Below are 26766 nucleotides of genomic sequence, written 5' to 3'. Positions count from 1 at the left end.
TTACTATTTGAATTTTTTCAGTTCAAAAGAAGTTCCGTCAAAAACGCCATACGTAAAATAGCCGATCCAATCGCCCAGATTGATGTATTGGGAATTTTCGCCCACTTCGATTTGCATCGGAAGATGGCGATGCCCAAAAATAAAGTAATCAAAATGCTGGGTTTCTAATTTCCGTTTGGCGTATAATACGAGCCATTCTTTTTCTTCTCCAAGGAACTTGACGTCCTCGTCGCCGGAAATTAGCTTGTTTTTTACCGAAAGATAGTGCCCTAATTGCATACCCACATCCGGATGCAGCCATCTGAAGATCCATTTCGAAAATGGGTTTTTAAAGACCTTTTTCATCCTTTTGTATCCTTTGTCCCCAGGACCGAGGCCATCACCATGCCCAATGAGGAATTTTTTGTTATTGAAAACAAACTCTTTATTGGTGTGGTATACCGGAATATTCAGTTCTTTCTCAAAGTAGTCACTCATCCATAGATCGTGATTCCCTACAAAAAAGTAAATAGGAATACCGCTGTCCCGGATTTCTGCCAGTTTTCCTAAGACTCTGACGAATCCTTTTGGCACCACCGTTTTATATTCAAACCAGAAATCAAACAGGTCGCCCAATAAAAAAATAGCTTCCGCATCGTATTTCACCTCATCAAGCCAGGCGACGAATTTTTGTTCTCTTGGAAAACTCAGTTCGGCTGTAGGGGCCCCAAGATGCTGGTCGGAGGCAAAGTAAATTTTTTTATTTTGGGATAACTGCATAAGGCTGGTTTTGGAATTACAAATTATCGCTGGCGTACCATTCGGCGAAAGAGGTTTCCGTTTCCTGAAGTTTCAGCGAGTGTAATTCGATGGTTTTGGGTAAACGGTCCTGAATTCTTTTGGCAAAATCAATGACCATGTTTTCACTGGTGGGTTGGTATTCGACCAAAATCACGTCATGTCCCCGGCTTTTCAATTCGTTGGCCAGTTCAATATGTGGGGTATTTTTGTTAAAAACGGTCGCGTGATCAAATTGGTCGACAATTTCTTCTTTTACAATTTTTTTCAAATCGGTAAAGTCAATCACCATTCCGAATTTCACATTAGAATTATCGGTAATTGGGTTTCCAATAACAGTAACGGACAGTTTATAACTATGGCCGTGGACATTTTTACATTTCCCATCGTAACCAAAAAGAGCATGACCGGTCTCGAAACTGAATTGTTTTGTAATTCTGATTTTACTCATTGCTTTGCATTTGATTGGCAAATTTAGTGAATTTATTTTATGTATTCCTTTTCGATGTCCCTACGGCGGATAGCCATAATTATAGGTCGGGGAGCCGTAATTCTAAATCGGGGAGGCATAATTGTAAAACGGGGAGGTATAACTGCAAAAAGGGGAGCAATAATTGTAAATGCGGGAGGCATAATTGTAAAACGGGGAGGTATAACTGCAAAACGGGGAGCAATAATTGCAAATGCGGGAGGCATAATTGTAAAACGGGGATGTATAACTGCAAAACAGGGAGCGATAATTGCAAATGCGGGAGGCATAATTGTAAAACGGGGAGGTATAATTGCAAATGCGGGAGCTATAATTGCAAATACGGGAGCAATAATTGTAAATGCGGGAGGCATAATTGTAAAACGGGGAGGTATAATTGTAAAATGCGGGAGCTATAATTGCAAATACGGGAGCAATAATTGTAAATGCGGGAGGCATAATTGTAAATGGAGGTGGCATAATTGTAAATGGAGGTGGCATATAGCTAAGTCAGATTGCAAGAAATCCATATTACCGTTGCGGTTACCTGCAATATTTCAGCAGGTTTACATTTTATTCCTTTCTGCTTCAACAAGAAAGGCCTTTGGTACTTAAAGTAAAAGATTTACAATAAAATAATATTGCATAATGATTTCGTAATGAGTTTTCTGCATATATTTGTCGGCGCAAAAAAATAAAAAACGGCGGTTATGGTGTTGTATATCTTTCTCTTAAGATTGATGAAATCCCATCAAATAGTGACGTAATATATTTGTGCTCCTAATTTATATTAAAATACAGTTATGAGAAAAACTTTACATTTTAAAAATTTACGTTCATTTTTGGTTTTAACTGCCTTTTTGTTTTTGTCTTTAAGTGGATCGGGACAAACAACAGCAATTGTGCCTCAATTATATCTTCCGGCGCAAAATGCTCCGGCGGGAAATGCAGGATGGACTATCACAGCAGCAACAAATAATGCCGCAACTGACTATTGGAAAATGATTACTCTTACGACAAACAGTATGACTTCCCCGGCAATGAATTTTTCACTTTACAGTAATGTATCAGTTTCTCTTTCGTTGCAGTCTTTTGGAACAATTGTTACTAATTCTGATAAAATTAAAGTTGAATATTATAATGGTTCCACTTGGACGCAAATAGGGGCTTTACTAGCGACAACAAGTACTAAAGGGACACAGACTGTTGTTATGCCCGCCACGGCTGTGTACTCTGCGGCTCAAATACGAGTTACCGCACCTAATGCAACCGGGACAGCTGGTGCAAGAGTGTATTCAGTTGATATTAAAGGAACCACTCAAGCAACCGCTATAACATCAGGAGCAATAACTCCTACCTCTATAGCCGCTATTTCCTGTTCCAATGGTTCTGGCGCGAAAAGGGCTATGTTTATTTCAGCTTCCAGTAGTGGTTCGGCTTTGCCTGTTAACAGCACAACTTATACTGCTAATACAGTTTTCGGTTCTGGTACTCAAATAGGCGCAACAGGCTGGTATTGTGTTTTTAATAACACAGGAACGCCAAGTGTTACGGTAACAGGCTTGTCTGCATCTAGCACTTACCGTGTGATGGTTTGTGAATTCGATGGTGCGGCACTTTCAGAAGTATACAATACTTATGCAAGTGGTACGGGTAATCCAGTAAATTTCACAACCGCAGGTCCGACCCCTACAATTACCGGTGCTGCCACCGCAGCCGCTTTCACTACTATTTATGGTACTGTTTCAACAGCGCAAAGTTTCGCTGTTTCGGGAAGCAACTTAACTGCTAATCTTGTGGCTACTGCTCCAACCGGTTTTGAGGTTTCGAGTGATAATATAACTTTTGGTTCGACAGCGACTTATACTCAAACAGCAGGAAGTGCAAGCGGGACCTTATATATTCGTTTAAAAGCAGCAGCGGCTGTAACCGGTTCTTATAATTCGCAAAATATAGTGCTTTCGAGTACAGGGGCAACGTCTGTGAATATCACGACATCTGCCTCGGGTAATTCAGTTACTGCAAAAGGTCTAACAATTACAGGACTTTCGGGAGTAAATAAAATATATAATGGTACGACTGCGGCAGCATCTTCAGGAACTGCTGCTTATTCAGGTCTGGTTAATGGAGAAAGCTTTTCGGTAACGGGTACACCTAGTTTATCATTTGCGACTGCAGGTGTTGGTACAGGAATAGCCATTACAGTTATAGGATATACTGCACCATCAACAAATTATACTCTTACACAGCCTACGGGTCTGACAGCAGATATTACTGCAAAAGCATTGACTATTACCGGGTTGACAGCTGACAATAAGGTGTTTGACAACACTACCACAGCCACTTTGAGCGGCACGGCTACATTATTCGGTGTTGTTGCAGGTGATTCGGGTAATGTCACTGTTGCAGGACCTTATGTTGCTAATTTTTCACAGAGTGCAGTGGGTACCGGATTGGCAGTTACAGTTTCAGGATATACTATCAGTGGCCCTGCTTCAGGTAACTATACTGTGATGCAGCCAACTGGATTGACGGCAGATATAACATCGTTTGCTACGCCTGTAATTACTAGTGCGTTAACGGCATCAGCTACTTATGGCGTTGCATCGGCCTCTTATTTTATCACCGCTACCAATACACCGACGTCTTATTCTGCCAGTGGATTGCCGGCGGGACTAAGCCTGGATACAAGTACGGGAGAGATTACAGGTACTCCAACCGCAAACGTAGGAACTTATAGTGTTACAATTTCAGCGATCAACGGCGGAGGAAGCGGCAGCGCTACTTTGGTATATACCATCACGGCGAAAGTGCTTACTTTGGCTGGTGCGACGGCGAACTCCAAAATCTACGACAGAACTACAGCGGCAACGGTGGTTGGCACGCTTACAGGAGTTGTGGGTGCTGATGTAGTTACTTACAGCGGAACAGGGACTTTTGCTTCGGCAAACGTTGGAACTGGAATTGTTGTTACTTCCACATCGACTTTGGGTGGTGCTAATGCAGGAAATTATACATTAACACAGCCTACAGGCCTGAGTGCTGATATTACAGTAAAAACTTTGACGGTGACAGGAGCGACTGCTTCTAATAAGACTTACAATGGACTTACAACTGCTGCAATAACAGGTGCTACTTTGGTAGGGGTTATTGCGCCGGATGCAGTTACGGTAAGTGGTGGAGGAACTTTTGCGAGTGCTAACGTTGGTACCGGTATTGTAGTAACTCCATCATTGGTTCTTGGAGGTGCGAATTCAGGAAATTATCTGCTGACGCAGCCAACAGGATTAACAGCTAATATTACAGCAGCGGCATTGACCATAACAGGGCTGACTGGTGTAAACAAAGTATATGATGCTACAACCGCAGCTTCAGTAACTGGTACAGCCGCTTATTCGGGTTTGCAAAATGGAGAAACTTACACAGTAACTGGAACTCCGGTATATGTTTTTGCTACAAAAGTAGTAGGTACAGCTAAGGCAATAACCGTATCAGGATATACCGCACCTACATCAAATTATACGGCTGCACAACCGACAGGAATATCGGCAAATATCACTACTGCCACTTTAACAGTTACAGGTGCTACTGCCAACAATAAGGTATATGATGGTACTACTGCAGCTACATTAAGCGGCGGTTCGCTAAGCGGCGTATTATTGAGTGATGTGGTTACTCTTGGTAGTGGTACGGGAACTTTTTCACAGTCAAATGTTGGAACGGCCTTGACCGTTACCGTTAGTTACACTAAGTCAGGCGCTGATGCGGGCAATTATACATTAACGCAGCCAACCGGAACGGCTGATATTACTAAAGCCAATCAGACGATTGTTTTTGGAGCACTAGCGCCAAAGACGACAACAGATGCAGATTACAGTCCTGGCGCTACTTCTACAACATCAGGAACTAATCCTATTACTTATGTAAGTTCGAATACTGCCGTTGCAACGATTGTTGGTGGTAACATTCATATTACCGGTATTGGAACGACAACTATTACCGCTTCACAGGCGGGTAGCGGGAATTATAATGCTGCTTCGGATGTTGCTCAAAGTCTGAGTGTGACACAAGGAAGTGTAAGCCTTGGTCAGTATCAGTTTGCAAGTAATTTAATAGTCAGTACTCCAAATGCAAATCTTACTTATGCTGATGTAAGCCCAAATACAGTTACAGGCACTACAACAAGCGGATATTATAATTTATCAGTTTCAGGAGGTTGGGGAACAACGGTGAATACAAATAATTATATACAGTTTACCGTAACGCCTGTGAGTGGTCAGCTATTAACATCAACCTCATTGACCTTTATGCAGTTGGGTACGGCGGCAGGAGCAACTAATTTTGTTGTAAGATCAAGTGCGGATGGCTATACTTCTAATCTTGGTTCTGGAATTTATGCAACGACAATAGGTTCAGGTGCTCCTACTGTTGGTGCAACTGTTTCATTGTCGGGGACATCATTTACTGATGTGATGAGTGCAACCACCTTTAGAATTTATCCCTATGGAGGAAGCAGTACCGGTAACTGGAGACTTGATAATTTAACCTTAAACGGATATATTACTGCCTGTTCAGGTACATTAGCTTCAATATCAACCCAGCCAGCAACCCAGTCCTTATGTACCGGAAGTGCAATTAATTTGAGTGTTAGTGCCAGTGGAGCTACTGCATACCAGTGGAGAAAAAATGGCGTAAATATATCAGGAGCCACATCATCTGCTTATTCTATTGCATCTGCCACATCGGCTGATGCAGCAAGCTACGATGTCGTTATTACAGGCAGTACGGCATGTGCAATAACTACGTCTGCTGCAGCCGTTGTCAGTGTTAACGAGGCACCGACTGCGGTAACTATTTCACCGACTTCTGCAACTATCTGCAGTGGAGCGATTCAACCACTTACCGCCACGAGTACTTATATAGGATCCGGCAGCGTAGGAACAGGAACAGCAACAACGAGTGCCGCTGTTAGTACTATTGGACTTGGGCCAAACCCATTTCAAAATTTTTACGGCGGCGCGAAACAACAAATGCTGGTGCAGGCCGCAACGCTAAGTAGTATGGGACTGTCAGCCGGATCGGTGATTTCTGCATTACAATTGCAGCTGGCCGTTGCTGATAATACATATGGACTAAGTAATCTGAAAGTTAAGTTACAAAATACGGCAGCTACTTCTGTTTCTACCACTGCTATGGTAGCAACGGGATGGACTACGGTTTATTCTGGGGGTTCACCTTATTTCCCAACATCGGGTTATAACAACATCCCATTTTCAACTAATTTTACCTGGGACGGAACGAGCAATTTGTTAATTGGAATCAATTACACTAATAACAATACAGGAGCGACAACACCAACAAATACAGCATATTACAGTACTACCGCATTTGTCAGTACCGCTTATTATCGTATTGATAATGTAGATTCAGCAACAATTGATAATTATGCAGGAGCACCTTCTTTTACTTATTCAACACGAAATAACCTTAAATTTAGCTTTACTAAACCATCGGCAATAACATGGACTCCTAATACGGATTTATATACCGACGCAGCAGCAACCACTCTTTATTCAGGAGGAAGTTCTTCTACAGTTTATGCCAAACCATCAGCAAGTGTTACTTATTCCGCTACTGCAACAGCGAATAGCTGTACAAGCAGCAATACAGTTTCTTTGACGGTAAATCCTTTGCCAACGGCAACAATTTCAGGAACAGCAACAGTTTGCTATAATGCAAGTGCTCCGAATATCACTTTTACAGGGGCAAGCGGAACGGCGCCTTATACATTTACCTATAATATCAACGGAGGTTCTAATCAGACGGTAACAACGACTGCGGGTAACAGTGTTACGGTTTCGGTGCCAACTGGTACAAGCGGAGCGTTTGCTTATAACTTAGTTAGTATTGCAGGTCAATTTTGTTCACAGGCACAAACAGGTTCTGCAACGGTAACCGTGAAAACACCTGCTGGAATAACTTCTGTAACTGCAGCTTCTAACCCAGTATGCTCTGGAGCTACAACCACTTTGACTGCTAACGGAATAACTGGAGACAATGCATCAGTGACTTGGTGGACTGGCACCGGAGGAACGGGAACAAACTTAGAAACCGGAAGTACTTTTGTTGCAGGAGCCGGAACTTATTATGCTTATGTTACTGCGGACTGTGGCAGTTCGGCAGAAGCCTCGATTACCGTAACAAACGTAACCAATAGTTGGACCGGAGCGATAAGTACTTCCTGGAATGATATTGGAAACTGGAGTTGTGGATCGATACCTACTTTGTCTACAGTGGTTTTAATTCCTGCCGTAACCAATCAGCCTGTAATTGCAACTTCTGCTTCTGCTTATAATCTTACAATAAATGCAGGGGCGACTTTATCGGTTTCATCAGGTAATAATTTAACGGTAACAGATGCAATTGTGAATGCGGGTACAATGACCATTGAGAACAATGCCAATCTAATTCAGATCAATGATGTTGCCAATACAGGTGCCATTACAGTGAAAAGAAATTCGGCTTTACAGGTGCGTTTGGATCATACGTTATGGTCTTCTCCGGTTGCCAATCAAAATTTGTTTGCTTTTTCACCACAAACATTGACCAATCGTTTTTATGTGTATAACACCGCAACCAATACCTATGTAACTACTGGTCTGTCTGCGGCTTCGATTTTCACGCCGGCCAAAGGTTTTGCAGTTCGTGCTCCTAATAATTATACCACTACACCTCAGGTATGGCTAGGGATTTTCAGCGGAGTACCTAACAACGGTGCCACATCCTATACATTGGAAACTTCAGGAACTGGGTATAATTTGGTAGGAAATCCTTATCCATCGGCAATTAATGGAACTACTTTTGTTAATGCTACCAATAATCCTGCTATTAATGGGACCTTGTATTTTTATGCGCATACATTAACGATGAACGCCAGTGGACAGTTCCCGGCAGGAACCAATTATGCGCTATGGAATTCAGGTTCAGGTGGAACTTCTGCTACTTTAGGGACTTCAGGTGTTCCGGCAAATGTGCCAAACGGGATTATTCACGCAGGACAAGGATTTTTGGTAAAAGCTACTTCCTCAGGAACAGCGAATTTTACCAATGCGATGCGTGTTGGCGACAATGCTAATCAGTTCTTCAAAACGAATATGACGACGGCTGCACCATTGGAAAGACACCGTTTGTGGTTTAATTTAACCGATGCCACGGGAAGTACCTTCAATCAAATAATGATTGCCTATGCCGAAGGAGCAACAGAAGCAGTAGATCGTGATTATGACGGTTTAGCCTATGGTAATAACGGAAGTGCTTTGTCATCGAAAATTGGAGGACAGGATTTCACGATTCAGGGACGTTCACTGCCGTTTAATTCAGCAGATGTCGTTTCGCTTGGATTCAAAGCGGCTACTGCCGGAAATTACACAATTACATTAGCGATGATGGACGGTCTGTTTTTGGATGCACAGGAAGTATTTATCAGAGACCTTACAACTGGATTAGTCCATAATATTAAAACGGCTCCATATACTTTTTATTCAGATGCAGGAACTTTTGATGCCCGTTTTGAAGTGGTATACAGTAATACATTAACGGTTTCAAACAACACGTTTGATAAAGCATCAGTGATAGTTTACAAGAACCAGGGTGTTTTCCATGTGAATACCAAAGCCATCACGATGAAAGAGATTGTTGTATTTGATATCCACGGCCGAATGATTTTCAAACAATCCGGAATTAACAGTAATACAGCGATACTATCGGGATTGAATACCAGCACAGCAGCATTGTTATTCAAGATTGTGTCTGAAAATGAGGAAACTGTAACCGTTAAGGTTATAAATTAAAGATTGATTAAGATTTAAAAATATATTATAATTATGAAAAAGTACATCACATTCCTTTATACCCTGTTTTTCACGCTGATGTTCAGCGTGGTATCTTTTGCGCAGGGAGATTTTGGAGATCCCGTAGATCCGGATCCATTAGATCAGCCGGCTGCGCCGATAAATGACTATTTATGGGTTTTAATATTGGTTGGATTGGTTTTTGTATTTTATAAATACCGGACGTATTCTAAACAACAAAAAGCATAAAAGAGATTAGCATTAAAAAAACCCTGTTCAGCACGAACAGGGTTTTTTATTTATAAATTCTAAAAACTATTTTTTAAATTGTGTCAATGCCTGAATGGTAAAGTCAGATAATACCAGTCTGCCTGAGATTGCAGCCCGCTCCGGGAGTAAAGTCCCCCAATGCTCCGTTCCGTCCCAAATGACTTTTTTCATCTCCGCTAATGCTTCCGGATTATAGGAGGCCAATTTGGAACAGAAAAGATCCAGTTCCCGGTCTAATTCCGTCACGTTTTCAAAAACTTTCGCATAGAGTCCCTTTTCCTTGGCCCAGTAGGCATTTTGCCATTCATGTGCAGCCAGGGTCATTTCGGCCAATGCTGCTTTTCCGATCTTACGGGAAACGGCCGGTTCAATAACGAAAGGCCCAATTCCAATGGCCAGCTCCGATAATTTAACAGCACTCTCCGCAGTCGCCATGGCATAATCGCAGGCAGCTGCCAATCCAACACCGCCACCTACTGCTTTTCCGTGTATCCGTCCCACAATGAGTTTGGAACAATTTCGCATCGCATTGATCACATTGGCAAAACCCGAAAAGAATTTCGCCCCCTGTTCCAAATCGGAGACGGCAAGTAATTCATCAAAAGAAGCACCGGCACAAAAAGCCCCATTTCCTTCGCTTTTTAATACAATTACAGAGACTTCGGGATTTGTACTCAATGTATTTAATTCTTCCGTCAGGCGTTGTAATAATTCGCCCGGAAAAGAATTGCTTGCCGGATGCCCGAATTCAAGGGTTGCGATTTTGTTTTCAATTTTAATGTATAATGAACCGTTGGGTCTGTCCGTTGTCATGGGTGTAATTTTGAAGTAAAGATAAAAAGAGCAGATTTCTTTTAGATGTATTTTTTGATAAATAATGCATTTATAAAAATAAAATAATATTTTTAAGGTAAAATTTCAATATCAAAAAAATGAAAAAAATCACAGTATTAAGTTTATTGTTTATTTCCTCTTTTGTAATGGCTCAGAAGATGACTGTTTTGTCCGGAGATTTTAAAAATCTTAAAGGAATTTCGGAATATAATTTGACTTTCGATTATTCAAATTTAAAAGTGGACAAATTTGCCACAGAGGAGGAATTTTTAGCCGATAAGATGAAAAAGAGGGAAGAAAAAGGCACCGATGAAGACTTTAAAAAATCATGGTTTTCCGATCGGGAAGAAAGGTATGAGCCAAAATTTATCGAGTCTTTTAATAAAAGATTTGACAATGGAGCAGTAAAGGTAGCCAAAAATTCCCCGTCAAATTATACATTAAATGTTAAGTCTGTATGGATTTATCCTGGATACAATGTCGGTGTAATGAGATCGTCGTCGAAATTAGACACGGTTGTTACTGTTTTTGAAACGGCTAATCCGGGAAATGTTTTGATTTCACTCAAGTATGATAAAGCTTTAGGAAGCGGTGCGGCAGGATTTGATTATAATTCAGGGTATCGAATTTCGGAGGCCTATGCCAAACTGGCCAAAGAGTTTGCTTTCGATCTAAAGTCCAAAACGAAATAGTTTTAAACAAAAACCAGCTATTCGCTGGTTTTTGTTTTATGCTCTTTTTCCTGATTAATCAGGTGCGCCATATTTTTAATGACATTATCATGTTTTTTTACAAAAGGATTTTCCTGATTCCAGACATATCCTGCCAAGACAGCACATATTTTCTCCTTAACCTCCGGGTTTTCAGGCTGATGAAAAAACAAAGTCTGCAGATTCCCGGTGTACCATTCTTTCACATAAGTTGTAAAGACCCCAATCCCCCGGCGCATGTACTCAGTAAAATCTTTCTCCCAATCCACAGTTACGCCATTTAATTCTTTGTGGATTAATTTGGCTGCCAGCATACCTGATTCGGTAGCAAACGCTACTCCGGACGAGAAAACCGGATCTAAAAATTCCGAACTGTTTCCGGTCAGCGCAAATCCATCACCGTACATTTGTTTTACGGAACGGGAGTAGTTTTCTAACTTGACAGGTTCAAACATGAATTCGACTCCGCCAAATCGCTTGATATAATAATCAGACAGCTGAATCGCATTTTTCAATGCTTCGGCGTTATCCTTATTTTCTGAAAGAGAATTAATGAATGTTGTCGGGCCGACCACACCAAGGCTTGTATTTCCATTGGAGAACGGAATTACCCACAGCCAAACTTCGGTTTCCAGGATATCGAACGAAATTAACGTTCCTTCTTCTCCGTCAGGACGATTGATGTCGTTTACGTGCGTAAAAATCGAAGAGTGCGGGTCTAATTTGGAAGGCGTATCCAAATCCAATAAACGAGGTAAAACCCGGCCATATCCACTGGAATCAATGATGAATTTGGCGTGAATTTCTTTGGCAACCCCATTTACATCTTTCACTACCGTAATTGAATTTTTTCCTTCGAAAGCTACTGAAACAACTTCGCTTTCAAATTCTAAATCAACTCCTTTACGGATGGTTTCCTGTGCCAGCGTATTGTCAAAGTCAGCCCGGGGAACTTGCCAGGTCCAATCCCAGCCTTCGCCAAATTTTTTACTGAAATCAAAAACACATATTTCTTCACCGCGAATAAAACGTGCTCCCCATTTTTTTTCGAAATTCATCGCTTTCAAGGCAGGAAGCAGACCCGCTTCATCAAAATGATCCATCACTCGTGGGATTAGGCTTTCGCCTACGACCAGTCTTGGGAATTTGGTTTTTTCGACCACTTTTACCTTGACGCCATTATTGTGTAAATAACAGGAAGAGACGCATCCCGAAGGACCTGCGCCGATAATCAGTACATCAACAAATTCCTTTATCATGTTTTCTTTTTGTTATGGAGAATGTATTACATTTGCGAGTTCAAATTAACCACATAATTTTTAAATAAAAAAACGGAATTAATTTTATAATTCTGTAAAAACGATACTGTTGAATGGGTACAATAAATGAATATTTAAGCTTAAATGATTTTGGGGATATTGTTTTCAAAAAAAAGAAAGTAGTTATCAGCGATACAGTTGAAAGACGGGTTCACGAAAGCTTCGATTTTTTAAAGGAATTTTCAGGAAATAAAGTTATTTATGGTGTAAATACCGGATTCGGCCCAATGGCCCAATACCGCATTAAAGACGAACACCAATTACAGCTGCAATACAATTTAATACGAAGCCATTCCTCAGGAACCGGAAAACCACTAAGCCCGGTCAATGTTAAATCGGCAATTTTAGCACGTCTGAACACGCTTTCTTTGGGTAATTCAGGAGTACATCCTTCGCTTATCCATTTAATGAAGGAATTGATTAACAGAGATATTACTCCGTTAATTTTTGAACATGGAGGTGTAGGTGCGAGTGGGGATTTGGTCCAGTTGGCCCATTTGGCTTTAGTGCTGATAGGCGAAGGAGAAGTCTTTTACAAAGGAGAAAGAAAAGCAACTAAAGAAGTTTTTGAAATAGAAAATCTACAACCTATCCAGGTTGAAATCCGTGAAGGGTTGGCATTAATGAACGGTACTTCGGTAATGACCGGAATTGGTATCGTGAATGTACACAACTCCGAAAAACTACTGGATTGGTCCATTAAATGTTCTTGTGCGATCAACGAAATCGTTCAGGCATATGATGATCATTTGTCGGCAGAATTAAACAATACCAAGCGTCATTTTGGCCAACAACAAGTCGCGCAAAGAATGCGTGATAACCTGACCGATAGCAAATTGGTCAGAAAACGCGAAGAACATCTCTATACCGGTGAGAACAGTGAAGATATTTTCAAGGAAAAAGTTCAGGAATATTATTCTTTACGTTGTGTTCCTCAAATTTTAGGACCTGTTCTGGATACGGTAAAAAATGTGGCTGCCGTTTTGGAAAACGAAATCAACTCTGCGAACGATAATCCGATTGTGGATGTGAAAACCCAGCAGGTATATCATGGCGGTAATTTCCATGGCGATTATATTTCTTTGGAAATGGACAAATTGAAATTGGTGATAACCAAATTAACGATGTTGGCGGAGCGTCAATTGAATTATTTGCTGAATTCTAAATTAAATGAAATCCTGCCTCCATTTGTAAATCTGGGTGTATTGGGATTCAATTTTGGAATGCAGGGCGTTCAGTTCACCGCAACATCCACCACTGCCGAAAACCAAATGCTGTCCAATTCGATGTACGTGCACAGTATCCCGAATAACAATGACAATCAGGATATTGTGAGCATGGGAACCAATGCTGCGGTTATCACCGGAAAAGTAATCGAAAATGCTTTTGAAGTACTGGCTATCGAAATGATTACCATCGTTCAGGCAATTGATGCTTTGGATTATAAAGACCGAATTTCTTCGGTGACCCGAGAAATGTACGATCAGGTGAGAGCGATTATCCCTGTATTTAAGGAGGATCAGGTAATGTATCCTTTTATCCAAAAAGTGAAAGAGCACTTAATGGCAGAATCAATATAATTCAATTGAAAATGAAAAAAATAGTTATTTTACTGGTATTACTTTGCCAGTTGGTTGCGGCTCAAGAATTGGCCTTAGTCCGAAAAGACGGTAAATTTGGATACATCTCAAAAAACGGATCATTTGCAATTACACCTAAATTCAAAACAGCCAAAAACTTTTCGGAAGGGTTGGCGGCAGCAGAGGAAAATGGCAAGTGGGGATTCATCAATACCACAGGGGAGTGGGCCATTCCGGCTACATTTTCAAATGCAAAATATTTCAACAGCGGGATTTGCGTTGTGGAAAAAAATGGACAATGGATGTACATCAATTCAAAAGGGGAAACCGTGAAAACGCCTGCGTCGGATAAAGTATTTGATTTCGAGAGCGGGGTTGCGTTTATACGACAAAACGAAAAGATAGGATTAATCAATCCGAAGGGACAAATTATTTTGGAACCGACCTACCAACTCATCAAATCGTTTGAAGGCAATTATGCAAGAGTAGTAAACAAGGATAAATGGGGGATTATCGATAACACCGGAAAAGTTATCGTGGAGGCCATCTACGATGACATAGGGAACTATCACAAAAATACTGCCTGGGCAAAAAAAGGAGAAACTTTTGGTCTGGTTATCAATGGCAAATTCACTGCGTTGGAAGGTGTGGATAAAATATGGGATTTCAACACACAAGAGTTGACTTATGCCAAAAAGAACAAGAAAATAGGTTTTATCGATTTAAATGGTAATTGGATAATTGAGCCAAAATTCGATAAGGCAAAAGCATTTTCAAATAATCTGGCGCCTGTTTCAGTAAAAGGAAAATGGGGTTATATTAATCGCAAAGGAGAGATGGTAGTCGAACCTACTTACAATGATGCCGAAATTTTCAGCGCCGACGGTTACGCACCTGTAAAAGATGAAAATTGGGGCTTCATAAATGAAAGCGGGAAAGTAATAATTGCAAAAAAATTTCAAATTACATCGACCGGTTTTGCCATTTTCAGCAAACAGGAAAAAGGATTTGTCGGCGGTGTCGCCCGAGTGAAAAACAGCATTGGAGAATGGGGTTTTTTATTACCGGACGGAAAACTGTTGGGAGACCAGTGGTTTGAAAACGCCGAATTGTTTCAAAAATAAAATGAACCCTTGCACCGGTAAGGAAAAAATATAAATATGAAGTGTGCTTTAGTAACAGGTGGGTCCAGAGGTATCGGAAGTGCGGTTTGTCAAAAATTAGCCGAAGATAGCCAGTACCATATTTTGATTAATTACCAATCCAACAAGGAAGCTGCCGAAAGAACGCTGGAGGAAGTCATTAAAAAAGGAGCGACCGGAGAAATCATAAAATTCAACGTAGCCGATTTTGATGAGGTAAAAACAGTATTGACGCAGTGGCAGGATGCTAATCCGGAGGCTATTGTTGAAGTTATTGTCAATAATGCCGGCATCACCAAGGACGGACTGTTCATGTGGATGACACCGTCGGATTGGACTGACGTAGTCAATACCAGCCTGAACGGTTTCTTTAATGTCACGAACTTCCTTATACAAAAAATGCTGCGCAATAAATATGGCCGAATTGTTAATATGGTTTCGGTTTCCGGAGTAAAAGGAACCGCAGGACAAACCAATTACTCAGCTGCAAAAGGCGCTCTTGTTGCCGCTACCAAAGCATTGGCTCAGGAAGTGGCAAAACGGAATATTACCGTAAATGCAGTCGCGCCGGGTTTCATCCGTACCGATATGACCAGTCAGCTGGACGAAAAGGAATTAATTAAACTGGTTCCGGCCAACCGTTTTGGCGAAGCCGAAGAAGTAGCCGATCTGGTGAGTTTTCTGGTTTCAAAAAAAGCCGGCTATATCACAGGTGAAATCATAAACATAAACGGGGGAATATATTCATAACATTACTTTATAAAAATGAATAGAAGAGTAGTAATTACGGGAATGGGGATTTATTCCTGTATTGGAACTTCACTCGAAGAGGTCAAAGAATCTCTTTATGAAGGCAAATCAGGAATAATCTATGATGAAGAAAGAAAAGAATTTGGCTTCCGCTCTGCCTTAACGGGAATGGTACCAAGGCCTGACTTAAAAAAGTTACTAAACAGAAGACAACGCATCAGCATTGGTGAAGAAACAGAATATGCCTATATGGCTACGATTGAGGCCTTGAAAAATGCGAATATTGATGAAAGTTTTTTTGATGACAATGAAGTAGGGATTATGTACGGAAACGATAGTGTTTCCATGGCCGTGATTGAAGCTACCGATATTATCAGAGAGAAAAAAGACACTGCGCTGATTGGGTCCGGTGCGATTTTTAAATCGATGAATTCGACTGTAACGATGAATCTTTCCACAATTTTCAGATTGCGGGGAATTAATCTTACCGTGAGTGCAGCATGTGCGAGTGGTTCACATTCGATAGGACTTGGTTATTTTTTAATCAAAAATGGACTGCAGGATACGGTAATTTGTGGCGGAGCACAAGAAATCAATAAATACGCAATGAGCAGTTTTGATGGTTTGGGGGTTTTTTCACCTAACGAAGCGAATCCAACCAAAGCTTCCCGACCTTTTGATGCGGCGAGAGACGGATTGATACCAAGCGGCGGCGGAGCGACATTGATTTTAGAAAGCTACGAGTCCGCGGTAAAAAGAGGAGCGCCTATTGTTGCCGAAGTAATTGGCTATGGTTTTTCTTCCAATGGCGGACATATTTCCACGCCGAATGTCGAAGGACCTGCCACAGCAATGAAGCGTGCTTTGGATTTTGCAGGATTACAGCCATCGGATATCGATTATATCAATGCCCATGCAACCTCCACGCCGGTTGGGGATACCAATGAGGCAAAAGCCATTTTTGAAATTTTTGGCGAAAGCAACCCTCCGGTGAGTTCGACCAAGTCAATGACCGGCCACGAATGTTGGATGGCGGGCGCAAGCGAGGTAATTTATTCCACATTGATGATGCAGCATTCTTTCATAGCGCCCAACATTAATTTGGAAAATCCGGATGAAGACTCTAAGAAAATTAATTTGGTGCGGAACACGATAAACAAAAAAATTGATATATTTTTGTCGAATTCCTTCGGATTCGGGGGGACCAATTCGGCATTAATAGTAAAAAAAGTATAATTTTCAAAAATGAATAAAGCAGAAATTATAGAAACAATCAACGGTTTCTTAGTAGAGGAATTTGAAGTAGACGGTGATACCATTGCCCCCGACGCAAACTTAAAGGATACTTTAGGATTAGACAGTCTGGATTATGTAGATTTGGTGGTAACTGTCGAAATGAACTTCAAAGTAAAACTGGGTGAAGCCGATTTTGTTGGAATTGCTACTTTTCAGGATTTTTATGATTTGATTGAAAATAAAATAATAGCTAAGGGATAACCACATGAGTGAGTGGGACGGAAAGTCTAAAGGCACACTGCTAGGCTATAAATTATTTATTTTTTGTATTAGGAAGTTAGGAATAAAAACGTCGTATGTCGTTTTGTATTTTGTAGCTTCCTATTATTTTTTATTCCTGAGAAAGAGCAACAGGGCTATTTTTTATTATTTTTATCACAGGCTGGGGAATTCTTATCTGAAATCGAAGATGATGGTTTATAAGAGTTACTACACCTATGGGCAGACGATTATAGACCGAACAGCGATTTCTGTAGGGATGAGAGATAGATTCACCTACGAGTTCGATGGAGTGGATATTTTGCATAAATTGCTCGCCGAAAAAAAAGGTGGTATATTGATTAGTGCGCATGTTGGGAATTTTGAAATTGCTGAATATTTTTTTGGAGAGATTGATTTCGACTGCCAGATTAATTTGGTTACCACTGATAATGAACATACCTCCATCAAAGAATACCTGGAAAGTATTTCGAAAAAATCAAAAATCAAATTCATCATTGTCAAAGATGATTTGTCACATATATACGATATCAACAATGCGCTATTAAACAATGAACTGATTTGTTTTACCGGTGACCGGTATTTTCCGGGAGTCAAATGTCTGAGATCCCCGATTTTAGGTGAGGAAGCAGATTTTCCTGCCGGGCCATTTTTAATTGCATCCCGTTTAAAAGTACCTGTAGTTTTTGTGTACGTGATGAAAGAACCCAATTTACATTACCATCTTTACGCAAGGGAAGCACACACGAAACATCGGGACGAAAAAGCATTGCTCGGGGTGTACATTGAAAGTGTGGAATCTATATTAAAAAAATACCCACTGCAGTGGTTTAATTATTTCGATTTTTGGAATAAATTGAAAAAATAGATTTAAATAGATTTATCGAATTCAGGCGAATTTTAGCGTTACGCAAATTAAATTATGGAAGAATTTGATACGATTATCATTGGTTCGGGAGCAGGCGGATTAGCAGCGGCCCTTTGTCTGGCAAAAGCCGGTCAGAAAGTTTTGGTCCTGGAGCAACATACCGTTCCCGGAGGCTGGAGTCATAGTTTTACCTTAAACGGCCAGCGTTTCAGTCCCGGAGTTCATTATATTGGTCTTCTTGACGAAGGGCAGTCCACCAGCGAATTGTATAAAGGCTTAGGTGTGGCAAACGATCTTGTTTTTTTTAGGATGAACAAAAATGCCTACGATCATTGCATTATTAACAATCAGAGATTTGATTATCCTGCCGGAATAGAGAACCTCAAAAACCGATTAATTGAACAGTTTCCCAAAGAAGAAAAAAACATAAAAGAATATCTGAACTTAATTCAGAAGGTGTGCGATGAATTGAGTTTGATCCCTAAACTTAAAGGCTTTTGGCAAAACATCACCGTTCCGTTCCGAACCAAACATTTTGGAAAATTTGCATTATTCAGTCTGAAAAGGGTCATCGATTGGCATATAAAAGATCCCGTCTTAAAAGGAATCCTCAACGCGCAATGTGGCGATCACGGATTACCTCCCTCTAAAGCGAGTTTCCCGGTGCATTGCTCTGTTATGAATCATTATTTTGACGGCGGTTTTTATCCAATGGGAGGCGGAGCCGGCATCGTTAAAGTAATGACCAACAAGATAAAAAGTTACGGTGGGCTGGTACGGACACAACAATCGGTAACCCGGATTTTAGTCCAAAACAGCAAAGTCCTCGGGGTGGAATTATCGGATGGAACTCAAATTTTAGCCAAAAACGTGATTTCAAATGCAGATCCGACAATGACTTACCTCCAATTAATCGGCCCCGAAAATATCAGTAAAAAATTAAAACAGAAACTCGATAAAACAACGTATTCGGTAACCTCCTTGATTTTGTTTCTGACGCTGGATATGGATGTGACCGCAGCAGGGATCGATTCCGGGAATATCTGGAATTTCAAAACCGAGAATATTGATGAACATTTTGAAACCCTTACCAAAGGAAATATCCTTGAAGGTGATGAATTCCCAGCCTTTTTCCTGAGCTGCACTACTTTAAAAGATCCGATAAGTTTCAACGGAAGATATCACAATTTTGAAGTGGTCACCTATGTGGATTATGACAGTTTTAAAGACTTCAATCATAGTGATGATTATCATGGTCCGGAATACGATGCTTTCAAAACAAGAATCATTGAAAAGTTACTGAACAGTGTCGAAAAAATTATTCCGGGCGCCAGACAAAACATTGTTCAGGCCGAATTAGGGACGCCAAAAACAAATCAGTTTTACGTAAATACAACCCGCGGTAACGTATACGGAACCGAAAAAACATTACGGCAGGTAGGGCCTTTTGCATATAAAAATAAAACCGAAATCAGTAATTTGTTTCTTTGTGGTGCCAGCACTTTATCGCATGGCGTGACCGGGGCAACCTATTCAGGGATAGAAGCCGCAGCACGGGTTTTAAATTGCAAATCAGAAGAATTACTGATACAGGATCCAAATCAGCAAATTCGGATATATGATGCCGAAGACCAGGCTACCTGGGGCGATTTTGTACATAAGAAAAGAGAAGATAAAACACGACATTTCAAGGAAACCAAAGTAAATTAACTAAAAAAAATATGTTCAAAATCTACGTTACTTTATCTTTGTGATCGAATCAAACATTAAATGAAAAACGTTCTAGTACTATATTACACCCAATCAGGTCAGTTAGAAGAAATTGCAAAAAACATTGCTAACCCAATCCTTGATGACTCTGATGTTACCCTAACTTTTTGTGATATTGCGTTGGAAAAACCCTTCCCGTTTCCATGGAAAAAGGAAGTTTTTTTTGATGCATTTCCGGAGTCGTTTTTACAAATTCCCACGAAAATTATTGCCCCTTCAGATGAGGTCTTGTCAAAAAAATATGATTTGATTATTTTCGCTTACCAGGTTTGGTATTTGTCCCCGTCTATTCCTGCCAATTCCTTTTTGAAAAGCGAATTCGCAAAGCAATTGATGGAAAATGTGCCTGTAATTACCGTTATCGGTTGCAGAAACATGTGGATTATGGCCCAGGAAAAAGTGAAACAACTGCTCAGAGATGTAAAAGGGAACTTAGTTGGAAATATCGTTTTAGTAGACAGGGCTCCCAATTTAATCAGTGTGATTACGATAGTAGATTGGATGTTTACCGGAGTAAAAAGAAAATATTTGGGAATTTTTCCAAAACCGGGCGTTTCTGAGAAAGACATTCAAGAAGCATCGCGATTTGGAGAGATTATTTTGGGATACCTCAAAAAGAATGACTACTCGGATTTGCAGTCTGAATTAGTCAGAAAGGGAGCTGTGAATGTCAGCGAGTATCTTATTAAAACGGATAAAAAAGGAAATATGGTTTTCAATAAATGGGCCAGTCTTATTATTTCTAAAAAAGAGTCCCGTGCAAAATGGCTTAAAGCTTTTAATGTTTATTTGTTGTTGGCTATTTGGGTAATCTCACCAATAGTCTATATCTTGCATATAATAACCTATCCTTTTACATCTGAGAAGAGAAAAAGAGCTATTGCTTACTATCAAAGCGTGTAACGCTTTATTATTATGAAAAACATGTTTGAAGTTTATATAACAAAAGCCGCAAAATACCTTCCCAATGAACCTGTTTCCAATGAGGAAATGGAAGATTATTTAGGGAAGATAAATGAAGTGGCTTCCAAGGCAAGACGACTTATTTTAAGAAATAACGGCATAAAGACCCGTTATTATGCTTTGAATAAAGACGGGAAGCCAACTCATACCAATGCCGATTTAACGAATAATGCCATTGAAGCGCTTTTCGATGAGAGTTTCTCTCGAAAAGATACCGAATTGTTATCGTGCGGCACATCAACACCGGATAATCTATTGCCATCACATGCCGCTATGGTTCACGGATTGATGAAAAATCATTCTGTCGAACTAAATTCTTCTTCCGGAGTATGCTGTGCGGGAATGAATGCCCTGAAATTTGGTTTTCTCTCGGTGAAATCCGGAAGTACCGCCAATGCGATCTGTACCGGTTCCGAAAGAGTCTCTACCTGGATGCTGGCCGATAAATTCGAAAATGAAGTGGAGAATCTTAAAACGCTGGAAGAACAACCGGTCATCGCATTTAAAAAAGATTTCCTGAGATGGATGTTGTCCGATGGCGCCGGCTCATTATTATTGGAAAACAAACCTTCAGGCGAAATTTCGTTGCGGATTGAATGGATGGAAGCGTATTCCTATGCCCATGAATTAGAATCCTGCATGTATGCCGGAGGCGATAAAATGGAAAACGGGGAACTGAAGCCATGGAGTGATTTTGCCCCCAATGAATGGGCAAAACAATCTGTATTTTCGTTAAAACAAGACGTTAAAACACTGGACAAACATATTCTTGATAAAGGTTCCGACTGCATAAGAATATCGTTGGAAAAACATCAGGTTGATCCTTCAGAAGTGGATCATTTCCTGCCACACGTATCCTCCAATTATTTTGTAGCCCCATTTTATGAGGCAATGATCCAAAGAGGCATGACATTCCCGAAAGAAAAATGGTTTATGAATCTGAGTAGAGTGGGTAATGTAGGATCTGCATCCATTTATCTTATGGTAGAGGAACTGATGAATTCAGGAAAATTGAAAAAAGGCGAAAAGATCTTATTGATAGTGCCGGAAAGCGGGCGTTTTTCGTATGCCCATGCTTATTTAACAGTATGCTAAATGGAATATAAAACAATGCCAATACTCGATAAAACATTTGTGGAACAGTTAATTCCGCAAAAATTCCCGTTTGTAATGGTTGATAAGCTTTTGATGTTTTCAGAAGAGGAGATAACGGCCGGCCTGACTGTTTCAGAAGACAGTATTTTTACGAAGGAAGCTATTTTTCAGGAAGCAGGACTGATAGAACATATGGCACAATCAGTCGCATTGTATACCGGTTATCAGTATTATCTGAAACAGGAACCGGCACCCACGGGGTATATTGGTTCGATAAAAACAATTGAAATTCTTCAATTACCGAAGTTGGGAGACCAAATAGAAACTACAGTAAACATTCTGCATGAGTTTATGGGGGTGACTTTGGTGGATATTTCGTCAAAAGTAAATGATGTTGAAATTGCCCGCGGTCAAATGAAAACAGTTTTGGCCAGCTAAATATGGAACAGTACGAAAATACCATAGCGATTCAAAACTACCTGCCGCATCGCGCTCCGATGTTGTTGGTGGATGTGATCGTGGAGCTCAATGAGCGGGTTGTAAAAACAATTTTTGAGATTAAGGAAAGCACACTTTTTGTTGAAAACAATGTTTTTGCCGAAGTAGGCCTAATCGAAAACGCCGCGCAGACCTGTTCGGCAATTGTGGGAAAATCATATTATACGGACGAAAATAATCAGGAAAAAGAGAATGTCAACCTGATTGGTTTCATTAGCGGAATCAAAAAGTTAAAAATACACCAGTTGCCCAAAGTAGGACAAGTAATCAAAACGACGGCAACGCTGGATTCCCGCTTTGACAGCGATGATTACAGTATCTGTACTATGGTGTGTATGATCTTTGATAATGAGGCAGTGCTTTTTGAAGCCGAAATTAACTTATTTATTCAGGAAACGAAATAATGAAGAAAGAAGAAGTACCTCAGGACAAAGGCAATCTCTCAAAAAGTGACATGAAAGAATTGTGTTATGCAACCGATGAAAACGGCGAATATACAACCGCTTTGAGTACCGGTTGGGAACCCAAAACGATTGCTTTGAATAACTCTATCCAAGACATAATCGAGCGGATCGAACAGGCTAAAAACGAAGTTAAACAGGGATTGGCAAGCCCGATTGTCTACTTTATGGAATTGCATAAAATGGACTGGAATATTTTATCGAGTTATGTGGGCATGTGGAAATGGCGTGTAAAAAGACACGGAAAACCTTCCGTATTCAAGACATTAAATGAGGGTGTTTTAAAGAAATATGCCGAAGCCTTCCAAATTACGACTGCAGAACTAAAGAATTTTAAAGGAGAATAATGAAATAGCCAGGTTAAACCAAATTCAATAATCAAGGAAAAGGTACCACATGGCGTATAACATATTCCATATTTAAAATATAAAATACATATGAAAACTAATTTTATTCATCATCAATCGGCGCATTGTGAAAATGGCGTGGCTTCCAACCTTTTGAAGCATCAGGGAATTAATATTAGTGAACCAATGGTTTTTGGTATCGGCTCCGGACTTTTCTTTGTCTATCTGCCGTTCATCAAAGTCAATCATGCTCCTGCAATCAGTTACCGCCCAATGCCTGGGACAATTTTTAACCGAATGGCAAAACGGTTGGGGATTAAAGTAAAACGAATTAAATTTTCGGATAACCAAAAGGCACAAAAAGCTTTAGAGGAAAACCTGAAAAACAACATACCAACAGGATTACAGGTCGGGGTTTATAATTTGACCTATTTTCCGGACGAATACCGTTTCCATTTCAATGCCCATAATTTGGTGGTCTACGGAAAAAATGACAACAACTTCCTTATCAGCGACCCTGTAATGGAAACCGTTACCAGTTTGACCGAAAACGAACTGGATAAAGTGCGTTTTGCCAAAGGTGCTTTTGCCCCTAAAGGCCAAATGTATTACCCTGTTGAAATTCCAAAAAACCTGGATTGGGAAACTGCCATCAAAAAAGGAATCAAAAATACCTGTAACGACATGCTTGCTCCCGTACCGATTGTCGGGGTACGGGGCATCCGGTTTGTGGCGCGCCAAATCCGTAAATGGCCCGTCAAACACGGAGTGAAAAAAGCCAATCATTATCTTGCACAATTGATCCGAATGCAGGAAGAAATAGGTACGGGCGGTGCAGGCTTCCGTTTTATCTATGCCGCATTTTTGCAGGAAGCGTCAGTGATATTAAAAAATGATCAACTAAAAGATCTTTCCGCAGAGATGACTTCGATTGGTGATTTGTGGCGTGATTTTGCAGTCAATGTCGCTCGCGTGTACAAAAAGAGAAGCAATCAAACTGATGTCTATAACGCATTGGCAGATGAACTTACTAGAATTGCAGATTTAGAGGAAGCCTTTTTCAAAAAATTAAAAAAAGCAATCTAAACCAAATGAGTAAATCCATAATCCAGATCAACCAACTTTATAAAAAGTATAAGGAGGCAGACGATTTCTCTGTCAACAACCTGAATTTAGTAATAGAGGAGAAAGAAATTTTCGGATTACTGGGGCCTAACGGCGCTGGAAAAACAACGTTGATTTCGATGCTTTGCGGATTGATAAAACCCACTTCAGGGAATTTTACAATTGATGGGCTTTCGTTCGGTAAAAAAGCGAACACTCTCAAAAAAATTATCGGCATCGTTCCTCAGGAATATGCCCTGTATCCAACTTTGACCGCACGCGAAAACCTGTTGTATTTCGGAAGTATGTACGGATTAAGAGGGAAAGCTTTGCGGACAAAAATAGACGAAGCTTTAGATCATTTGGGACTTTTAAAATTTGCCGATAAAAAAATAGAGACCTTTTCGGGCGGAATGAAACGTCGCGTGAACCTGATTGCAGGAATATTGCACCAACCGATTATATTGTTTCTGGATGAACCCACAGTAGGGGTTGATGTTCAGTCAAAAAACGTCATCATAGAATATTTGAAAGCACTAAATGAAAGTGGAACGACTATAATTTACACGTCGCATCATTTGACCGAAGCAGAAGATTTTTGTACCAAAATTGCAATCATCGATGGCGGGAAAATCCATGCTGAAGGCACACCGCAAGGTTTGATTTCAGCCACGCCAATGGCCAGTAATTTGGAAGAGGTATTTATTTCATTAACCGGTAAAGAACTTAGGGATGATGTATAAATTTTTCATGTCGGTATACAAAGAAATGCTTTTGCTGAAAAGGGACTTTGGCGGATTGATTATTCTGTTCATTATGCCACTGATTTTAATCATTACCATTACACTGATTCAGGATAATACCTTCAAGCTGATTTCTGAGAGCAAAATTCCGGTTTTGTTTGTTGATAATGATAACGGGGAAATCTCTAAAAATGTAAAGCAGAACTTAATCCAAAGCGGCTCTTTTAGTGTCGTGACTAAAATTGCGGGCAAAGATATTACCGAAGAAACAGCTAAAGAGGCCGTTTTCAAAGGCGAATTCCAATTGGCGATTATCATTCCGGCTAAAATAAGCAGCGATCTGCAGTTAAAGGTCAACCAGAACGTCGATAAAATAATGAGCGGTTTTGGCTTGGCCGATTTGACAAGTATTCCCAAAGAAAAAGTAATAATTGGTCCCAAAGAAGTAAAGCTATACTTCGATCCGGCCACGCAAATTACTTTCAAAAATGGGGTGAAAAGTTCCATTGACAAAATGATTTCGCAGATTGAAACCCAATCGATTTATGCGACTTTTCAGGATCAGATGGGTGAGGATGACCAACCGGTTTTCGAACAGGAAGACTTTATCACTTTCAAGGAAATTGTTCCAACGGTAGATAATAAGGAAATCGTCCCTAATTCGGTTCAGCATAATGTCCCGGCATGGGCATTATTTGCCATATTTTTCATCGTGGTGCCGCTTTCCATCAATATTGTAAAAGAAAAACAACAAGGCACGATGATCCGTCTGATTACGAATCCGGTTTCGCCTGCGCTGATAATTGCCGCAAAAACGTTCACCTATTTAATCATCTGTATAATTCAGTTTTTCCTGATGGTCGCCGTGGGAGTTTATATATTTCCGCATTTAAGCCTGCCCGTTTTAGATGTGGATGGAAAATTGTTGTTGATGAGCGTTGTGGCTCTCTTTTCGGGATTGGCCGCAATAGGTTTTGGAATCCTTATCGGAACTATAGCCAAAACACAGGAACAAGCCGCTCCTTTTGGTTCGACAGCCGTGGTTATCTTAGCAGCCGTTGGAGGTGTCTGGGTCCCCGTTTTTGCAATGCCAAAAATCATGCAGTATGTTTCGCAGATTTCTCCTATGAATTGGGGTCTGAGTGCCTTTTATGATGTCCTTTTGCGAAACGGAACTTTCCTCGATATCCTTCCAGAGATAAATTTATTACTTTTGTTCTTTATAATTACAATCAGCATTGCCATAATTTATGATAAAAAGAAAAGAGCAGTATAACGAAGCCACGCAATTATCAGTAACCCATGAAATACGGGTGCGTTTTAATGAAACCGATCCGCTCGGCATCGTCTGGCATGGCTATTATATCACTTATTTCGAAGATGGGCGGGAAGCCTTTGGACGGGAACATGGACTTTCTTATCTGGATGTCAACCATCATGGGTACACCACACCGATTGTAAAATCGTCCTGTGAGCATAAATTATCGCTGCGATACGGTGATGTTGCCCGTATAGAAACGACCATCGTGGATAGTCCGGCAGCTAAAATGATTTTCAGGTATAAAATTTTTGATGCTAAAAACGAAATAGCCTGTACCGGCGAAACTGTTCAGGTTTTTGTCGATGCCAAAGGCGATTTAATATTGAATTTGCCTCCTTTTTTTGAGGATTGGAAACGAAAAGTAGGCTTGCTAAAATAAA

The 26766-nt window shown here is 40.4% G+C and carries 24 protein-coding genes; 20 read left to right on the top strand and 4 right to left on the bottom strand.

Translation table 11 applies throughout. The features are described 5' to 3' along the window. Nucleotides 1-3: 3 nt before the first annotated feature. Complete coding sequence (locus tag FNW07_RS00835) at nucleotides 4-759, bottom strand: UDP-2,3-diacylglucosamine diphosphatase (RefSeq protein WP_126743249.1); 756 nt, start codon at nucleotides 757-759, stop codon at nucleotides 4-6. Nucleotides 760-775: 16 nt separating this feature from the next. Beyond that, the gene (locus tag FNW07_RS00830) at nucleotides 776-1228 is read right to left on the bottom strand and encodes a 6-carboxytetrahydropterin synthase (RefSeq protein WP_126743250.1); all 453 of its coding nucleotides are present in this window, start codon (nucleotides 1226-1228) and stop codon (nucleotides 776-778) included. Between the two features lie 39 nt (nucleotides 1229-1267). Between FNW07_RS00830 and FNW07_RS00825 the strand changes: the two genes are divergently transcribed. From FNW07_RS00825 to FNW07_RS00815, 3 genes are all read left to right on the top strand, one after another. Continuing rightward, nucleotides 1268-1861 (top strand): hypothetical protein, encoded by a 594-nt coding sequence (locus FNW07_RS00825; RefSeq protein ID WP_126743251.1) that lies wholly within the window; start codon nucleotides 1268-1270, stop codon nucleotides 1859-1861. A 188-nt stretch (nucleotides 1862-2049) separates the two neighbouring features. After that, on the top strand, nucleotides 2050-9096 hold the full coding sequence (locus FNW07_RS00820; RefSeq protein ID WP_126743252.1) for a YDG domain-containing protein: 7047 nt from the start codon (nucleotides 2050-2052) through the stop codon (nucleotides 9094-9096). A 33-nt stretch (nucleotides 9097-9129) separates the two neighbouring features. Beyond that, nucleotides 9130-9345 (top strand): hypothetical protein, encoded by a 216-nt coding sequence (locus FNW07_RS00815; protein WP_126743253.1) that lies wholly within the window; start codon nucleotides 9130-9132, stop codon nucleotides 9343-9345. A 66-nt stretch (nucleotides 9346-9411) separates the two neighbouring features. Here the strand turns inward: FNW07_RS00815 and FNW07_RS00810 are convergent, their stop codons facing one another. Next, nucleotides 9412-10179, bottom strand: a complete 768-nt coding sequence (locus tag FNW07_RS00810) for an enoyl-CoA hydratase/isomerase family protein (RefSeq protein ID WP_126743254.1) — start codon at nucleotides 10177-10179, stop codon at nucleotides 9412-9414. A gap of 119 nt (nucleotides 10180-10298) precedes the next feature. On the opposite strand from FNW07_RS00810, the gene FNW07_RS00805 reads away from it, so the two are divergent. Further along, nucleotides 10299-10892, top strand: coding sequence for a hypothetical protein (locus FNW07_RS00805; protein WP_126743255.1), 594 nt, complete (start codon nucleotides 10299-10301; stop codon nucleotides 10890-10892). Between the two features lie 17 nt (nucleotides 10893-10909). Here FNW07_RS00805 and FNW07_RS00800 read toward each other — a convergent pair whose 3' ends face one another. Continuing rightward, complete coding sequence (locus FNW07_RS00800) at nucleotides 10910-12169, bottom strand: NAD(P)/FAD-dependent oxidoreductase (RefSeq protein WP_126743256.1); 1260 nt, start codon at nucleotides 12167-12169, stop codon at nucleotides 10910-10912. Nucleotides 12170-12282: 113 nt separating this feature from the next. Between FNW07_RS00800 and hutH the strand changes: the two genes are divergently transcribed. From hutH to FNW07_RS00720, 16 genes are all read left to right on the top strand, one after another. Then, complete coding sequence (gene hutH, locus FNW07_RS00795; protein WP_126743257.1) at nucleotides 12283-13809, top strand: histidine ammonia-lyase; 1527 nt, start codon at nucleotides 12283-12285, stop codon at nucleotides 13807-13809. An 11-nt stretch (nucleotides 13810-13820) separates the two neighbouring features. Beyond that, nucleotides 13821-14933, top strand: coding sequence for a WG repeat-containing protein (locus FNW07_RS00790; protein WP_126743258.1), 1113 nt, complete (start codon nucleotides 13821-13823; stop codon nucleotides 14931-14933). Between the two features lie 36 nt (nucleotides 14934-14969). Beyond that, a complete protein-coding gene (fabG, locus tag FNW07_RS00785; protein ID WP_126743259.1) occupies nucleotides 14970-15701 on the top strand; it encodes a 3-oxoacyl-ACP reductase FabG in 732 nt (243 codons plus the stop codon). A gap of 15 nt (nucleotides 15702-15716) precedes the next feature. After that, nucleotides 15717-16937, top strand: a complete 1221-nt coding sequence (locus tag FNW07_RS00780) for a beta-ketoacyl synthase (RefSeq protein WP_126743260.1) — start codon at nucleotides 15717-15719, stop codon at nucleotides 16935-16937. 9 nt (nucleotides 16938-16946) lie between these two features. After that, entirely contained in the window at nucleotides 16947-17198 is a 252-nt protein-coding gene (locus FNW07_RS00775; protein ID WP_126743261.1) for an acyl carrier protein, read from the top strand. Nucleotides 17199-17202: 4 nt separating this feature from the next. Further along, entirely contained in the window at nucleotides 17203-18084 is an 882-nt protein-coding gene (locus tag FNW07_RS00770) for a lipid A biosynthesis acyltransferase (RefSeq protein ID WP_126743262.1), read from the top strand. Nucleotides 18085-18138: 54 nt separating this feature from the next. Further along, the gene (locus FNW07_RS00765) at nucleotides 18139-19794 is read left to right on the top strand and encodes an NAD(P)/FAD-dependent oxidoreductase (RefSeq protein WP_126743263.1); all 1656 of its coding nucleotides are present in this window, start codon (nucleotides 18139-18141) and stop codon (nucleotides 19792-19794) included. A gap of 60 nt (nucleotides 19795-19854) precedes the next feature. Then, nucleotides 19855-20757, top strand: coding sequence for a dialkylrecorsinol condensing enzyme DarA (locus FNW07_RS00760; protein WP_126743264.1), 903 nt, complete (start codon nucleotides 19855-19857; stop codon nucleotides 20755-20757). A 21-nt stretch (nucleotides 20758-20778) separates the two neighbouring features. After that, on the top strand, nucleotides 20779-21912 hold the full coding sequence (locus FNW07_RS00755; protein WP_126743265.1) for a beta-ketoacyl-ACP synthase III: 1134 nt from the start codon (nucleotides 20779-20781) through the stop codon (nucleotides 21910-21912). Further along, complete coding sequence (locus FNW07_RS00750) at nucleotides 21913-22350, top strand: hypothetical protein (protein ID WP_126743266.1); 438 nt, start codon at nucleotides 21913-21915, stop codon at nucleotides 22348-22350. A 2-nt stretch (nucleotides 22351-22352) separates the two neighbouring features. After that, on the top strand, nucleotides 22353-22814 hold the full coding sequence (locus FNW07_RS00745; protein WP_126743267.1) for an ABC transporter permease: 462 nt from the start codon (nucleotides 22353-22355) through the stop codon (nucleotides 22812-22814). After that, the gene (locus FNW07_RS00740; protein ID WP_126743268.1) at nucleotides 22814-23218 is read left to right on the top strand and encodes a hypothetical protein; all 405 of its coding nucleotides are present in this window, start codon (nucleotides 22814-22816) and stop codon (nucleotides 23216-23218) included. Before FNW07_RS00745 ends, FNW07_RS00740 begins: the two co-directional genes overlap by 1 nt. Before the next feature lie 90 nt (nucleotides 23219-23308). Then, nucleotides 23309-24304 carry a BtrH N-terminal domain-containing protein gene (locus FNW07_RS00735; RefSeq protein WP_126743269.1) on the top strand — a complete coding sequence of 332 codons (996 nt, stop codon included), beginning with the start codon at nucleotides 23309-23311 and terminating at the stop codon, nucleotides 24302-24304. 5 nt (nucleotides 24305-24309) lie between these two features. Then, nucleotides 24310-25065: an ABC transporter ATP-binding protein gene (locus FNW07_RS00730; RefSeq protein WP_126743270.1), complete on the top strand. Its 756-nt coding sequence runs from the start codon at nucleotides 24310-24312 to the stop codon at nucleotides 25063-25065. Next, the gene (locus tag FNW07_RS00725) at nucleotides 25055-26341 is read left to right on the top strand and encodes an ABC transporter permease (protein WP_255512712.1); all 1287 of its coding nucleotides are present in this window, start codon (nucleotides 25055-25057) and stop codon (nucleotides 26339-26341) included. Before FNW07_RS00730 ends, FNW07_RS00725 begins: the two co-directional genes overlap by 11 nt. Beyond that, nucleotides 26316-26765 carry a thioesterase family protein gene (locus FNW07_RS00720; protein ID WP_126743272.1) on the top strand — a complete coding sequence of 150 codons (450 nt, stop codon included), beginning with the start codon at nucleotides 26316-26318 and terminating at the stop codon, nucleotides 26763-26765. The genes FNW07_RS00725 and FNW07_RS00720 overlap by 26 nt, the downstream gene beginning before the upstream one ends. Nucleotide 26766 lies beyond the last annotated feature (1 nt).

It is taken from the genome of Flavobacterium sp. GT3R68, from assembly GCF_007109225.1.
Lineage (GTDB): Bacteria > Bacteroidota > Bacteroidia > Flavobacteriales > Flavobacteriaceae > Flavobacterium.
This window is presented reverse-complemented; position numbering and strand designations above follow the sequence as displayed.

Coding starts and splice junctions, on each gene's coding strand:
- FNW07_RS00835 (WP_126743249.1), bottom strand. CDS start 759: ATGCAGTTATCCCAAAATAAAAAAATTTACTTTGCCTCCGACCAGCAT.
- FNW07_RS00830 (WP_126743250.1), bottom strand. CDS start 1,228: ATGAGTAAAATCAGAATTACAAAACAATTCAGTTTCGAGACCGGTCAT.
- FNW07_RS00825 (WP_126743251.1), top strand. CDS start 1,268: ATGTATTCCTTTTCGATGTCCCTACGGCGGATAGCCATAATTATAGGT.
- FNW07_RS00820 (WP_126743252.1), top strand. CDS start 2,050: ATGAGAAAAACTTTACATTTTAAAAATTTACGTTCATTTTTGGTTTTA.
- FNW07_RS00815 (WP_126743253.1), top strand. CDS start 9,130: ATGAAAAAGTACATCACATTCCTTTATACCCTGTTTTTCACGCTGATG.
- FNW07_RS00810 (WP_126743254.1), bottom strand. CDS start 10,179: ATGACAACGGACAGACCCAACGGTTCATTATACATTAAAATTGAAAAC.
- FNW07_RS00805 (WP_126743255.1), top strand. CDS start 10,299: ATGAAAAAAATCACAGTATTAAGTTTATTGTTTATTTCCTCTTTTGTA.
- FNW07_RS00800 (WP_126743256.1), bottom strand. CDS start 12,169: ATGATAAAGGAATTTGTTGATGTACTGATTATCGGCGCAGGTCCTTCG.
- hutH (WP_126743257.1), top strand. CDS start 12,283: ATGGGTACAATAAATGAATATTTAAGCTTAAATGATTTTGGGGATATT.
- FNW07_RS00790 (WP_126743258.1), top strand. CDS start 13,821: ATGAAAAAAATAGTTATTTTACTGGTATTACTTTGCCAGTTGGTTGCG.
- fabG (WP_126743259.1), top strand. CDS start 14,970: ATGAAGTGTGCTTTAGTAACAGGTGGGTCCAGAGGTATCGGAAGTGCG.
- FNW07_RS00780 (WP_126743260.1), top strand. CDS start 15,717: ATGAATAGAAGAGTAGTAATTACGGGAATGGGGATTTATTCCTGTATT.
- FNW07_RS00775 (WP_126743261.1), top strand. CDS start 16,947: ATGAATAAAGCAGAAATTATAGAAACAATCAACGGTTTCTTAGTAGAG.
- FNW07_RS00770 (WP_126743262.1), top strand. CDS start 17,203: ATGAGTGAGTGGGACGGAAAGTCTAAAGGCACACTGCTAGGCTATAAA.
- FNW07_RS00765 (WP_126743263.1), top strand. CDS start 18,139: ATGGAAGAATTTGATACGATTATCATTGGTTCGGGAGCAGGCGGATTA.
- FNW07_RS00760 (WP_126743264.1), top strand. CDS start 19,855: ATGAAAAACGTTCTAGTACTATATTACACCCAATCAGGTCAGTTAGAA.
- FNW07_RS00755 (WP_126743265.1), top strand. CDS start 20,779: ATGTTTGAAGTTTATATAACAAAAGCCGCAAAATACCTTCCCAATGAA.
- FNW07_RS00750 (WP_126743266.1), top strand. CDS start 21,913: ATGGAATATAAAACAATGCCAATACTCGATAAAACATTTGTGGAACAG.
- FNW07_RS00745 (WP_126743267.1), top strand. CDS start 22,353: ATGGAACAGTACGAAAATACCATAGCGATTCAAAACTACCTGCCGCAT.
- FNW07_RS00740 (WP_126743268.1), top strand. CDS start 22,814: ATGAAGAAAGAAGAAGTACCTCAGGACAAAGGCAATCTCTCAAAAAGT.
- FNW07_RS00735 (WP_126743269.1), top strand. CDS start 23,309: ATGAAAACTAATTTTATTCATCATCAATCGGCGCATTGTGAAAATGGC.
- FNW07_RS00730 (WP_126743270.1), top strand. CDS start 24,310: ATGAGTAAATCCATAATCCAGATCAACCAACTTTATAAAAAGTATAAG.
- FNW07_RS00725 (WP_255512712.1), top strand. CDS start 25,055: ATGATGTATAAATTTTTCATGTCGGTATACAAAGAAATGCTTTTGCTG.
- FNW07_RS00720 (WP_126743272.1), top strand. CDS start 26,316: ATGATAAAAAGAAAAGAGCAGTATAACGAAGCCACGCAATTATCAGTA.